This window comes from Enterococcus sp. AMC1623 (assembly GCF_058216495.1).
In genome coordinates this window covers 2661040-2675000 of sequence record NZ_CM177096.1, presented here as the reverse complement: position 1 = coordinate 2675000, position 13961 = coordinate 2661040, and the positions used below count along the sequence as shown (strand labels likewise).

Sequence of the window (13961 nt, the reverse complement as noted above, 5' to 3'; positions counted from 1 at the left end):
TCACCTTTCCCTCACGGTACTGGTTCACTATCGGTCACTAGGGAGTATTTAGCCTTGGGAGATGGTCCTCCCGGATTCCGACGGAATTCCTCGTGTTCCGCCGTACTCAGGATCCTCCTAGGTGTCTTTCACATTTCGTCTACGGGGCTTTCACCCTCTTTAGCTAACTTTTCCAAGTTATTCAACTATCTGAAAGAACTACCATATCGGAGTCCTACAACCCCAAGATGCAAGCATCTTGGTTTGGGCTTTTCCCGTTTCGCTCGCCGCTACTCAGGGAATCGAATTTTCTTTCTCTTCCTGCAGGTACTTAGATGTTTCAGTTCTCTGCGTCTACCTCCTGTCAGCTATGTATTCACTGACAAGTAACATCCTATAAAAGATGTTGGGTTCCCCCATTCGGAAATCTCTGGATCAAAGCTTACTTACAGCTCCCCAAAGCATATCGGTGTTAGTCCCGTCCTTCATCGGCTCCTAGTGCCAAGGCATCCACCATGCGCCCTTATTCACTTAACCTTATCAACCTTACGGTTGGGTTTTGATAAAGATCTTCTAGCGATAGAAGTTTTATCAAGAAAAATAAGCAATTGAACTTATTAAAAAACTCATTCAACGCGGTGTTCTCGGTTTGTTTTGATTTCTTTACTTTAAATATCCAGTTTTCAATGAACAATACTTAACGACCATTGTCGTTAATGGAGCCTAGCGGGATCGAACCGCTGACCTCCTGCGTGCAAAGCAGGCGCTCTCCCAGCTGAGCTAAGGCCCCAATAAATTTAAGAGTAAACCTCTCAAAACTGAACAAAGGCAAACGATGTGTAGTTTCCGTAATATTCCTTAGAAAGGAGGTGATCCAGCCGCACCTTCCGATACGGCTACCTTGTTACGACTTCACCCCAATCATCTATCCCACCTTAGGCGGCTGGCTCCAAAAAGGTTACCTCACCGACTTCGGGTGTTACAAACTCTCGTGGTGTGACGGGCGGTGTGTACAAGGCCCGGGAACGTATTCACCGCGGCGTGCTGATCCGCGATTACTAGCGATTCCGGCTTCATGTAGGCGAGTTGCAGCCTACAATCCGAACTGAGAGAAGTTTTAAGAGATTAGCTTAGCCTCGCGACTTCGCAACTCGTTGTACTTCCCATTGTAGCACGTGTGTAGCCCAGGTCATAAGGGGCATGATGATTTGACGTCATCCCCACCTTCCTCCGGTTTGTCACCGGCAGTCTCGCTAGAGTGCCCAACTAAATGATGGCAACTAACAATAAGGGTTGCGCTCGTTGCGGGACTTAACCCAACATCTCACGACACGAGCTGACGACAACCATGCACCACCTGTCACTTTGTCCCCGAAGGGAAAGCTCTATCTCTAGAGTGGTCAAAGGATGTCAAGACCTGGTAAGGTTCTTCGCGTTGCTTCGAATTAAACCACATGCTCCACCGCTTGTGCGGGCCCCCGTCAATTCCTTTGAGTTTCAACCTTGCGGTCGTACTCCCCAGGCGGAGTGCTTAATGCGTTTGCTGCAGCACTGAAGGGCGGAAACCCTCCAACACTTAGCACTCATCGTTTACGGCGTGGACTACCAGGGTATCTAATCCTGTTCGCTCCCCACGCTTTCGAGCCTCAGCGTCAGTTACAGACCAGAGAGCCGCCTTCGCCACTGGTGTTCCTCCATATATCTACGCATTTCACCGCTACACATGGAATTCCACTCTCCTCTTCTGCACTCAAGTCTCCCAGTTTCCAATGACCCTCCCCGGTTAAGCCGGGGGCTTTCACATCAGACTTAAGAAACCGCCTGCGCTCGCTTTACGCCCAATAAATCCGGACAACGCTTGCCACCTACGTATTACCGCGGCTGCTGGCACGTAGTTAGCCGTGGCTTTCTGGTTAGATACCGTCAAGGGATGAACATTCTCTTCTCATCCTTGTTCTTCTCTAACAACAGAGTTTTACGATCCGAAAACCTTCTTCACTCACGCGGCGTTGCTCGGTCAGACTTTCGTCCATTGCCGAAGATTCCCTACTGCTGCCTCCCGTAGGAGTCTGGGCCGTGTCTCAGTCCCAGTGTGGCCGATCACCCTCTCAGGTCGGCTATGCATCGTTGCCTTGGTGAGCCGTTACCTCACCAACTAGCTAATGCACCGCGGGTCCATCCATCAGTGACGCAAAAGCGCCTTTCAGCTTTTTCTCATGCGAAAAAAAACATTATGCGGTATTAGCACCTGTTTCCAAGTGTTATCCCCCTCTGATGGGCAGGTTACCCACGTGTTACTCACCCGTTCGCCACTCCTCTTTTCCAGTGAACCGAAGTTCGGCGGAAAAGAAGCGTTCGACTTGCATGTATTAGGCACGCCGCCAGCGTTCGTCCTGAGCCAGGATCAAACTCTCATAAAAAGTTGAAACAATCTTTCGATTGTTAAGCTCATAAATAACGTTTGCTAGCATTACTGCTTGCTTGTTTTGTGTTACTTCTATCTAATAGAAGTGTCCTACACAATTGGTTCGTTTGCTTGCTTTGTTCAGTTTTCAAAGGTCTACTTTTGCTGTTCTAGCAACTTTTATATCATAACAGATTGATATTTCATTGTCAATGTTTTTTAAAAAAAGTTTTTTTCAAGAAGTTCAAACTTCTTGAATGCTTTTTGACAGCGACTTGATTATTTTAACAAACTCATTATTACTTGTCAACAACTTTTTTTCAATTAATCCGTTGATATTTCAACGTTTTTCTCGAATTCATTTTGACGACTTTGTTATAATATCATGTGTCATTTACTTCGTCAACTCTTTTTTTCAAAAGTTTTAAAAGTTTTTTTGTCGTTTAGGACAAGTAATAATATACCAAGGAAATCCCTTAAGGTCAATGAATTTCTTATGTTTTTTCGAAGTTTTTTTATTCCCGATTGTTGAAAAATAAAGTGCTTAAAAATGTTCGCCTTTAGATAGAAACATCCCCTTTTTTCTTATTTTTATTTCATTGAAACAAATAAAAAAGTCACGGATAAAATATCCGTAACTTTTTCTACTATATTATTAGCGCATTGTTGGGAACAATAAAACGTCACGAATCGATTGTGCATCTGTCAACAGCATCACTAAACGGTCAATTCCAATTCCTAAACCACCAGTTGGCGGCATACCATATTCTAATGCTTCTAAGAAATCTTCATCCACACCATGTGCTTCATCATTTCCTGCTGCACGTTCTTTTTCTTGTTCTTCAAAACGTTCTCTTTGATCAATTGGATCATTTAATTCTGTAAAGGCGTTCGCAAATTCCCGACCAACGATAAATAATTCAAAACGATCGGTAAAACGAGGATCTTCCGGATTTTTCTTTGCTAATGGAGATACTTCAACTGGATGACCATAAATAAACGTTGGTTGTTGCAATGTTTCTTCAACAAAGGTTTCAAAGAACTCGTTAATAATATGACCAATGCTCATCGCATCGGTAATTTCAACCTTATGTTCTTTTGCCAATTGACGAGCTTCTTCCACTGTCATTTCTTGCCAGAAATCCACACCAGTAATTTCTTTTACTGCATCTACCATGTGAATACGATTGAAATTAGATGCTAAATCTACTTCCTGACCATCATAAACAAGATGTGCGGTTCCTAATGTTTTTTCTGCTGCATGACGAATAATACCTTCTGTTAAATCCATGATATCTTTATAATCTGTATAAGCAGTATAACATTCTAGCATAGTGAACTCAGGATTATGCGTTGTGTCGATACCTTCATTACGGAACACACGACCAATCTCATACACTTTTTCCATCCCACCAACGATTAAACGTTTCAAGTGTAATTCCAACGCAATGCGTAGATATAAATCCATATCTAAGGCATTGTGGTGTGTAATAAATGGACGAGCGGCTGCGCCCCCTGCTTGATTGTGTAAAACAGGTGTTTCGACTTCTAAATAACCTTGGGCATCTAAGTAACGACGAATTTCACTGATGATTTGGCTACGTTTTGTAAAACGGTCAAAGCTTTCTTGATTACTAATTAAATCTAAATAACGTTGACGATAGCGTTGTTCAATATTTGTTAAGCCATGATATTTATCTGGTAATGGACGTAAAGCTTTTGATAAGATGGTAATCTCTTTTGCTTTAACGGATACTTCACCAGTATTTGTTTTCATAATTTGACCAGTAACACCAAAGAAGTCCCCTAAATCTGCATGTTTAAATACGTCATATGCTTCATCGCCCACTTCATCTTTACGTACATAAATTTGGATACGGCCTTCGCGATCTTGTAAATGTGCGAAACCAGCTTTTCCTTTCCCACGTTTAGTAACGATACGTCCAGCGATACTTGCTGTAAGTTCCATTTCACTTAACTCTTCTTTTGTACGTGGTTCAAATAATTCATGCAACTCGGCAGAATTATGAGTACGGTCAAATCGTTGGCCAAATGGATCAATGCCTTCTTCGCGCAATTGTTCCATCTTTTGTCGACGTACCAGCATTTGGTCATTTAATTCTTCTTGTGTTTGTCGTTCCTCTGTCACGAGTTTTCCTCCATTCTCTGATATGTTTCCTTTCTATAATGCCAATGTTGACAAAAAAAAGCAAGTCGAAGTTATTTCTCGACTTGAATTTTTCTTAGATAATTAACTCTTAACTGGTTGATTCTCAACTTTCTCAAGAAATTCTTCTAACAAGTGTACTGTGGTTGCGCGATTTTCAGATTGATTAATCGCGGCTTTCACTTTAGCTGCACGTGAAATACCTTTTAAATAGTACGCTGCATGTTGACGAAATTCTAAAGATGCTACTTTTTCACCCTTTAAGTCTATCAAACGGTCATAATGTAAGATAGCCGTTTCGATTTTTTCTCTTGGTGTGGGTTCAGCAATTAATTCACCAGTTTCTAAATAATGTTTTGTCCGACGAATCATCCATGGGTTGCCTAAAGCAGCACGACCAATCATCACAGCATCACAACCAACTTCGTCAAACATCTGTTTTGCGTCTTCTGGTGTGCGAACATCACCATTGCCCATAAACGGAATCGAAATATTCTCTTTAACTTCTTTTAAAATGTCCCAATTTGCTTGTCCTTCATACATCTGTACTCGTGTCCGACCGTGCATAGCAATTGCTGAGGCACCAGCGGCTTCAGCAGCTTGTGCATTTTGCACTGCAAAAACATGCTGTTCATCCCAGCCGATACGCATTTTAACAGTTACAGGTTTATCAATTGCTGAAGAAACAGCATGAACCATTTCATAAACTTTGTCAGGATCAAGCAACCATTTTGCACCAGCTTCTGCTTTAATAATTTTATTGACAGGACAACCCATATTAATATCAATAATATCGGCTGTCGTATTTTCAGCTACAAACTGTGCAGCTTCAACTAAAGAATCTTTATTGCCACCGAAAATTTGTAGACTTAACGGATGTTCCGTTTCATCAATATGCAACATACTCAACGTTTTTTTATTACGCATTTGAATCCCTTGGTCACTAATCATCTCACAGACAACTAATCCCGCACCGGCTTCTTTCACAGTTACTCGAAAAGCCGAATTTGAAATACCTGCCATTGGTGCAACGACGACACGATTAGGAATTTCTACGTTACCAATTTTCCACGTGTGTTCCATCTATTCTTTTTCTCCTGTGATTTCTTGAATCAATTCTTCCAATTCAGGTTCGTCAAAATAATATTTTTCTCCACAGAATGAACAAACTGCTTCTGCACCATGATCTTCATCAATCATTGCTTGAATTTCACTTGTGCCTAATGTGATAATCGCTGTCGCAAATTTTTCTTTTGAACACTCACAGTTAAATTGAACTGGTGAGTCTTCCAAAATCATGACTGCTTCTCCTTCAAAGATAATTTCTAAGATATCTTCTGGTGTTTTTCCTTCTTCTAATAATGAAGACACATTTGGTAAGTTTTTCAAACGTTCTTCTAATGCTTCGATTACTTCATCACTGGCACCTGGCATTACTTGCAGCATAAATCCACCAGCAGTTTTAATTGTATCATCTGTATTAACCAATACACTCAAGCCTACTGCTGAAGGAATTTGTTCAGAAACTGCTAAATAATACGTAAAATCTTCGCCTAATTCACCAGAAACAATTGGTGTTTGTCCAGAAAATGGTTCTTTCAAACCTAAATCTTTAATTACAGTAAATACGCCATTTGTTCCAACTGCTCCACGTACATCTATTTTTCCTTTTTCATTTAAAGGTAAGCTAATATGTGGATTTTGAATATAGCCTTTCACATCACCGTTCCCGTTACTATCAACAATAATCGCACCAGTCGGGCCGTCCCCTTGAATTTTAACGGTCATTTTGTCGTCACCTTTTAAGGTTGCACCTAATAGTAGTCCACCAACTAATGAACGACCTAATGCTGCGGAAGCTATATTCCAAGTATCATGACGACGTTGTGCTTCTGCTACAGTCTCTGTTGCATTGACTGCATAGGCACGAACATAGCCACCATACGCTAATGCTTTTACTAAATAATCTTTCATGGGTTGTTTTCTCTCCTTCATTCTTTCACTAGTGAATCATACTAGTATCTGCTTTTTTTTTCAACTTTATCGTTTTTAACAAGAGAAGAGGCTGCGACAGGAGTCACAGCCTACTTTTTTCTTATTCTTTTGAATCATCTTTATCCGCGTCTTGAGACTCTTCACGGATATGTGCAAAGTAATCTTTCGCTTCTTCAAAATCTTCTTTTTCTTCCGCTTGCTTCTCTGCATCTTTTGCTTCTAAAGCACGTTTTGCTTCTTCAAACGATTGCGCTTTTTCACTTGGGTAATCACTGTTTTCTGATCCTTCAGGCATTTTACCTGTTTCAAACAATGATTTAATTGCTTTGGCATCTAGCGTTTCAAACTCTAGTAATTTCTCAGCAATTAATTTATGTTGTTCGCTGTATTCTTCAATGATTTCACGTGCTTTCGTGTGAGCTTTCATTAAGATAGAACGAACTTCTTGGTCGATTTCAAAGGCAACTTGTTCAGAGTAAGCTTTTGTTTGACCATAGTCACGACCTACAAAGACTTGATGATTGCCTTCATATTGAACAGGTCCAAGTTTGTCACTCATTCCATATTCAGTAACCATACTACGTGCTAAAGCAGTTGCTTGTTCAAAGTCATTTGAAGCGCCTGTTGATTGAACGTTGAAGACAATTTCTTCGGCTGTACGTCCACCCAATAGTCCAACAATTTGTTCAAACATATCATCTTTTGTCATTAGCATTTGATCTTCTTTTGGTAAAGCAATCATGTAACCACCTGCACGACCACGTGGAATAATCGTTACTTTATGAACGATACGTGCACGGCTTAAAACTAAACCGACAATTGTATGCCCTGCTTCATGATAGGCAACCATTTCACGTTCACGTTTGCTGATAACACGATCTTTCTTCGCTGGACCAGCAATCACACGATCTTCTGCTTCATCAATATCCGAAGCATCGATTTTCTTTTTATTACGACGAGCAGCAACTAAGGCAGCTTCGTTTAAAACATTTTCTAATTCAGCACCGGCAAAACCTGGTGTTTGTTGTGCCACAACTTTTAAATCAACGTCATCTGCTAGTGGTTTATTACGAGCATGTACACGTAAAATTGCTTCACGACCTTTGACATCTGGGCGCCCAACAAGAATTTGACGGTCAAAACGACCTGGACGTAACAACGCTGGGTCTAAGACATCTGAACGGTTCGTTGCAGCAATAACGATAACACCTTCGTTACCACCAAATCCATCCATTTCAACTAATAATTGGTTAAGGGTTTGTTCACGTTCATCGTGTCCGCCACCCATACCAGCGCCACGTTGACGACCAACTGCATCGATTTCATCGATAAAGATAATCGCTGGAGCATTTTTCTTCGCTGTTTCAAATAAATCACGCACACGGCTGGCACCGACTCCGACAAACATTTCCACGAAATCTGAACCAGAGATTGAATAAAACGGTACGCCTGCTTCACCAGCAACGGCTTTTGCAAGCAATGTTTTACCAGTTCCGGGAGGTCCTTCTAAAAGAACACCTGCAGGAATACGTGCTCCTAATTCAGAAAAACGACGAGGGTCTTTTAAGAATTCAACAACTTCAACTAATTCTTGTTTTTCTTCTTCGGCTCCGGCTACGTCAGAGAAACGAACGCGGTTTGCTTTTTTGTCAGCTTCTTTGGCTTTCGATTTACCAAAGTTCATGACACGGCCATTACCGCCACCGCCACCACCTTGTTGTCCCATCATCATGTAGAAGAAGAAAATGATGATAACTAATGGTAAGAAACTAATTAATAGCGATAACCAAATACCGCTACTAGATTCCTCTTCAATTGTTGTTTTTACAGAATGTTCACTTGCCAGCGCAGTAACTTCGCTGAGAGTTGAGTCATTTGGCAAAATAATTGTAGTGAATCGTGTGGTTGTTGCTTGAGTTGAGCCTAGAACAGCTAACCCATTATTATTATTGATTTTTTGTTCTTCATTGTATTCGCCGACGATACGATAGACACCATTCGCGGGCTGTACTTTAAACTCTTTGATCTCGCCTTCTTCTAATTGTTCAGTGAACTTAGAATATTCGATTTCAGGCGTTTGGTTTCCACCATTCCCTAGGAAGAAGTAAACAACCATGACCATTGCCAGTATGACCAGCACATAGTATAGGGTGTTTCTTACTGTTCCGTTATTTTTTTTATTCATGCGGCCCCTCCTTGCCAATTTGTCTTACTTTGACCTTTCCATTGTATCACAAGTTTTTTAGAAACGGTCACTCTTTTGTTTCGTACACGCTTGGTTTTAAAACCCCTACATAAGGAAGGTTACGATATTGCTCTGCGTAGTCTAAACCATAGCCCACAACAAACTCATTTGGTACATCAAAACCAATGTAATCTGCTTCGATATCCACGACACGTCCTTCAGGTTTATCTAGTAATGTAACGATACGAACCGATTTCGCTTTACGGTACTTAAATAAATCAACTAAGTAAGCTAATGTACGACCACTGTCGATGATATCTTCAACAATTAACATGTCACGACCTTCAACATTTGTGTCTAAGTCTTTGATGATTTTTACTTCACCAGATGAGACAGTTGCATTACCATAACTTGAAACATCCATAAAATCTAATTCTAGGTAACAATCCATTTCACGAACAATATCTGCCATAAATGGTACAGCACCTTTTAAAACGCCGACCACTAGGGGATTTTTATCTGCGTATTCCGCTGTTAATTCTTTTCCCAATTCCTCGCAACGTGACTGGATTTCTTCTCTTGTAATTAAGATTTTTTCAATGTCTTTTTCTAACATTTTGTTTCTCCTTCCAAATTCTACTCCTGATGTGTGCGAACATTTCTTGAAAAAAGGGTTAGTTTACCCTTTCAAGCAAACCCCATTGTTCAGGCGGTTTGACTTCTTATCATCTCGATGATTTTCTTCTTAAAATCAAAAAGCAATTATTTTAACACTACAAATTGTAGCTCATTTATTTCATCCTTCGATAAAGCAGTACGTAGTGTATTTTATCAGTTTCTTTCGTAATACTCAAATAGGAAAAGACGTAAGGAATCACTCCCAAAATCTCATCTTGTTCGTTTGTTAAAATCCATGCTTCTTCTCGCTTATCGTTAGGAATTTTTTGATCAATAAAAATGCGGCTAATTTTTTTAGTTAAATGTGGTGTTAAAGCGATTTTATCACCATTTTGACGTTTTCTGAGGATGGTTACAGAAGGAAATTTTACCGCCAAATCTTGGCGATACTCTGACCAAAGTTTGACTTTTTCGGGAATTTTTTCTTCTCCTACCAAAAAAACACCTATCCACTCATCCTCTGACAAAAATTGTGACTCGCCAATTTTCAAGCGAACGGCTACCTCACTAGCCTGCTTTTCTTTTTTGGGCGCAATCGTGATATGCTGATAGGTTTTTTTGACCTGCCAGTGCTTCGCTAAGGTGAGCGTTCCTTGTGATGGACCAACTAAAAGCTCCATTAGTTGTTGAATCTGTTTCTCGGTAAGAACAATTTTCTGCTCTTGTTGTAGCTGTTGTTTTATTGCTTGTATAAAAAAATACTGCTTGGCTTCTGAAAGGTGTAAATAATGAGTTACATCAAAATGATACCCCACATTGTCTACTTTTAGATACTTTGTCAACCATTGTTGTTGCTGCTCAGCAATGATTTCTTGCGCCCAAATTGTTTGTTCTGACCATTGTTGAAAATGCTGCATGGCTTGCGAATTTTCTTTTTTTAAAACAGGCAACACTTGTGAACGCAAACGATTACGTTGCATGGCTAGAGACGTATTGGTTTCATCTTCAAAATACGGAACATGATTTTCTTGACTGTATGTTCGGATTTCTGCTTTGGTGGTTGTCAGCAACGGTCGCACAAGTCTCCCTGAACCAAATGACTGATTCAACCGAATACCACTACTACTAAAGAAATTTCCCTCACGAATCAACTTCATCAAAATGGTTTCCATCTGGTCATCGCTGTGATGTGCCGTCAATAAAACAGAATATTGGTGTTGCTTCATAATTTTTTCGAAAAAAGTATACCGAAATTTACGAGCAGCTGCCTCAACACCTGTTGTTGCAGGTTGCTCCCACCGCGTTTGATAGAAGGGAATCTGGCGCGTTTGACAATATTCAGTTAAAAAAAGAGCTTCCTTTTCAGATGCGGCTCGCAACTGATGATTCACATGAACCACGCCAAAAGATACGTGCAGTTGTGTCAATAAATGGAGCAACACCATTGAATCAACTCCAGTTGAAACAGCGACTAAAAGACGATCTGTGGGTTGCCATAATTGTTTCTCTTGCACTAATTTCGCCACTTTCGATACTAGCATGTTGGTTTCCTCCTTGGATTTAAAAACAAAAAACAGGTGAGGAGATTCGTCTCAAAATCTCCTACCTGTTCAAATTCAATCATTAATTACGACGACCACCACGGCCTCCACGTTTGCCTTCAGTGTTACGACGCAAAGATGATAAACGATCGTCACTGTCTTTTAAGAACGAACTCATTAATGAATCGAAGTCTTGTTTGTTATTCCCTGTGCTTTGTTGATTGTTATTACGTGGGAATGTTTTTTTCGGACTTGATCGATTAAAGTCTTTTTTCGGAAAGTCACGTTTCTCTTCTTTTGGCTTGTCTTCTGCCTTACGGATTGATAATCCAATTTTCCCATCATTACCAATGGTTGTTACAAGTACGGTTACTTCATCGCCAACTTTTAAAACATCATTAATATCTTTAACAAAACCATTCGATACTTCGCTGATGTGAACCAGTCCAGTTTTGCCTCCACCTAAATCAATAAACGCACCAAAATTTGTAATCCCTGACACTTTTCCAGGTAGTTTCGCTCCAACTTCGATTGACATAAAAAAATGTTCCTCCTAATTTTTGTCCCATTTTGAAAACTTCTTATGATTTCTTCATAAGATTCTCGTCATACGAGCAATCCCCATAGTTTCTACGGTTTTTTTATTTATGCTTTATACGTGCGTAGATTATTCTACACACACGTTGCACGACACAAGTTAATAAGCAATGAACAATGCGAATTATTCACTCGATTCAGTTGTTGAATCCTCTGCTTTCTCAGCGGCCTCATTCCCAGGTAAAGGGAAAATTAACTCACCTTCTTTTGAATACAAGAAACGGCTACGGGCAACTTTTGCGACATAATCATCGTCTTTTAGCAATGCCACGTCTCTATTTAAATCAGCCATTTTTTGTTTCACTTCTGCTTGTTTCACGATGGTTTCTTGTTTTACATCTTGCAATCGTTGCAGACGTAAATAATCGTTAAACAAGGAAATGCCGACACTCAAAAAAACAACGAAGGCGACTATAAAAACAGCCATTAAACGACGACGGCGAAAAATAATTTGTCGTTGTTGATACGCATATTTCGCATATTGTTCTTTGGCATAGTCTGTGTCTAAGATTTTCACATTATTTTTGACCTCTTTACTCACAGGTACTCGCTCCAATCTTTCTTGACTGTCTTTTTTATTATACCAACATCAGAAACGCTTGTCTAACCTAATTTACTCGAAATTATCGACTCTTTTTTCTGATAAAATTTCATACATTTTTGCTGCATCTTCTTTTTTAGTTGATTCATGTAATTCATTCACTTTTACTTCTAAAATACGGTTTCCAAATTGAATTTTTAAGGTATCGCCCACTTTGACTGAACTACTTGATTTTGCTAAAGTGCCATTAATTTGAATACGTCCTTTATCTGCTACTTCTTTCGCAACAGAGCGACGTTTAATAATTCTTGAAATTTTTAGAAACTTGTCTAAACGCATTATTTTCCTCCCATAAAACGTAATATTTTTTTGCCAAATGGAATCATTAGCCATTCGCGTAACGTTAATAATTCTAAACGTATCGCCAATTGGATAAAAATGGTTACGCCCACAACGACTCCTGACAAACTAAAAAGCAATGCTTGCAAACGACTGTCCGGTGCACCAACCACATACGTTAATAATCCATAAAAAACCCATAAACCAATAGCCATCCCCACGGCACATGTGATTAATTTACGACCAAAATGTCGTTCTCTCCAAAAAACATTAACCTGCGCATCTTCTTTTTTGATAAGATACCACAAGATGACGGTTAATCCTACTAAAGTTGATAAACTTGCACCAATCGTTCCAAATAAAACTGTTAATGGCCCAGTCACTACAAATTTAATTCCAATGCCCCAACCTGCTGCTTTTAATGAACGGCGAAAATAATTTTGACTTTGAGCAATACTTTGATAGGCCTGAATAGTTGCTGTTAATACAATCGCAAACACAAATAGCGTTAGCGCCATATTGCCAGCATTATCTTTAAACAGAGCATAATTAATATACGGCAATAATACCGCTAATCCAGTTGATGCAGCCAGCGCTAGACCAATTGTTAAACGAAGGTATATTTTAGCTGACTTCAAAAATTGTTCGCCTCGTTCTTCCATTAAACAAGCTGTCAGTGCGGGTAAAAAAGTAGCACTTAAAGCAGTTGCAGCGACTAATCCTAATTGTACTAGCGGTTGTCCACGATCATATACCCCTTTCGCAATCCGCGCACTTTGTTCAGCAACACCTTGAAACTCTAACGCATTTACGATAAAAAAAGAATCTACTAATTGAAATAAAATTAATAAACCACTATAAATCGATAGCAAGCCGCCTTCAACAAAAAATTTACGACGCATGCGTTGCGACACCGAGAATGTCTGCGGTATTCGTAAAAAGCGTTGCTTAGTTCCAAAAATTTTATGATCGTAATACATCAAAATCAGCCAAGCAACGACACCACCAACAAAGGCACCTGTCATGGCTAATGTCCCTACTTGATAAATAGTTAACGACAACCGGCGAAAAGCCGCAGCGGCAGCTAAAATGACACCCACGCGCAAAAATTGTTCAGAAACTTGAGAAATAGCAGAAGGCACCATCAATAAATTCCCTTGAAAATTCCCACGGTAAAACGATAAGGGCGGCACTAATAAAAATGTAAATGATACCACTTGAATCAACGGTTTCAACAAGCTATTTCCCATGATAGTCGCAATAACACCACTAAAGAAAAAGGTCAGCCCCCATAAACAAATCGAAAACCAAAATACTAAAGGGTAAATTTCATCTAACGTTTGTTGTTGCTTTTGCGGATTTTTTTGGCTTGCCACTAATTTTGAAATAAACTGTGGTAACCCCGATAACGCCAACGTCATAGCCAATCCATAAATGGGATAGACTTGTTGATACACATAAAACCCTTCGTCACCAACTAAGTTTTGAAAAGGAACGCGATAGACTGCACTCAATAATTTGGCGATAAAAGAAGCTAATGTTAATACAAAAGCGCCTTTCATCATCCGTTGCATTTGATTTCGAGCCATGGGGCA

General features: G+C 39.9%; 10 protein-coding genes, 1 tRNA gene and 2 rRNA genes (1 of these 13 running past the window's edge). All 13 read right to left on the bottom strand.

Features of this window, described 5'->3' with window-relative positions:
• Positions 1 to 516 (bottom strand): 23S ribosomal RNA (locus AC4BC7_RS12850); it reaches 2399 nt to the left of the window's first position.
• A 180-nt stretch (positions 517 to 696) separates the two neighbouring features.
• Positions 697 to 769, bottom strand: a tRNA-Ala gene (locus AC4BC7_RS12845).
• Between the two features lie 72 nt (positions 770 to 841).
• A 16S ribosomal RNA gene (locus AC4BC7_RS12840) occupies positions 842 to 2399 on the bottom strand.
• Together the 16S and 23S rRNA genes with 1 tRNA gene alongside form the textbook arrangement of a ribosomal RNA operon.
• A 639-nt stretch (positions 2400 to 3038) precedes the next feature.
• Positions 3039 to 4532 (bottom strand): lysine--tRNA ligase, encoded by a 1494-nt coding sequence (gene lysS, locus AC4BC7_RS12835; RefSeq protein ID WP_207942039.1) that lies wholly within the window; start codon positions 4530 to 4532, stop codon positions 3039 to 3041.
• A 102-nt stretch (positions 4533 to 4634) separates the two neighbouring features.
• Positions 4635 to 5633, bottom strand: a complete 999-nt coding sequence (dusB, locus tag AC4BC7_RS12830) for a tRNA dihydrouridine synthase DusB (RefSeq protein WP_207942038.1) — start codon at positions 5631 to 5633, stop codon at positions 4635 to 4637.
• Positions 5634 to 6524, bottom strand: coding sequence for an Hsp33 family molecular chaperone HslO (gene hslO, locus AC4BC7_RS12825; protein ID WP_490503042.1), 891 nt, complete (start codon positions 6522 to 6524; stop codon positions 5634 to 5636).
• A 121-nt stretch (positions 6525 to 6645) separates the two neighbouring features.
• Positions 6646 to 8730 (bottom strand): ATP-dependent zinc metalloprotease FtsH, encoded by a 2085-nt coding sequence (ftsH, locus tag AC4BC7_RS12820; protein WP_207942036.1) that lies wholly within the window; start codon positions 8728 to 8730, stop codon positions 6646 to 6648.
• A 67-nt stretch (positions 8731 to 8797) separates the two neighbouring features.
• Entirely contained in the window at positions 8798 to 9346 is a 549-nt protein-coding gene (gene hpt / locus AC4BC7_RS12815) for a hypoxanthine phosphoribosyltransferase (RefSeq protein WP_207942035.1), read from the bottom strand.
• 175 nt (positions 9347 to 9521) lie between these two features.
• Positions 9522 to 10889 carry a tRNA lysidine(34) synthetase TilS gene (gene tilS, locus AC4BC7_RS12810; RefSeq protein ID WP_490503041.1) on the bottom strand — a complete coding sequence of 456 codons (1368 nt, stop codon included), beginning with the start codon at positions 10887 to 10889 and terminating at the stop codon, positions 9522 to 9524.
• 82 nt (positions 10890 to 10971) lie between these two features.
• Positions 10972 to 11427, bottom strand: coding sequence for a S1 domain-containing RNA-binding protein (locus AC4BC7_RS12805; RefSeq protein WP_207942033.1), 456 nt, complete (start codon positions 11425 to 11427; stop codon positions 10972 to 10974).
• Positions 11428 to 11610: 183 nt separating this feature from the next.
• The gene (locus tag AC4BC7_RS12800) at positions 11611 to 12027 is read right to left on the bottom strand and encodes a septum formation initiator family protein (protein WP_207942032.1); all 417 of its coding nucleotides are present in this window, start codon (positions 12025 to 12027) and stop codon (positions 11611 to 11613) included.
• 72 nt (positions 12028 to 12099) lie between these two features.
• On the bottom strand, positions 12100 to 12366 hold the full coding sequence (locus tag AC4BC7_RS12795; protein WP_207942031.1) for an RNA-binding S4 domain-containing protein: 267 nt from the start codon (positions 12364 to 12366) through the stop codon (positions 12100 to 12102).
• Positions 12366 to 13955 (bottom strand): putative polysaccharide biosynthesis protein, encoded by a 1590-nt coding sequence (locus AC4BC7_RS12790; RefSeq protein ID WP_490503040.1) that lies wholly within the window; start codon positions 13953 to 13955, stop codon positions 12366 to 12368. The genes AC4BC7_RS12795 and AC4BC7_RS12790 overlap by 1 nt, the downstream gene beginning before the upstream one ends.
• Between the last annotated feature and the right edge of the window lie 6 nt (positions 13956 to 13961).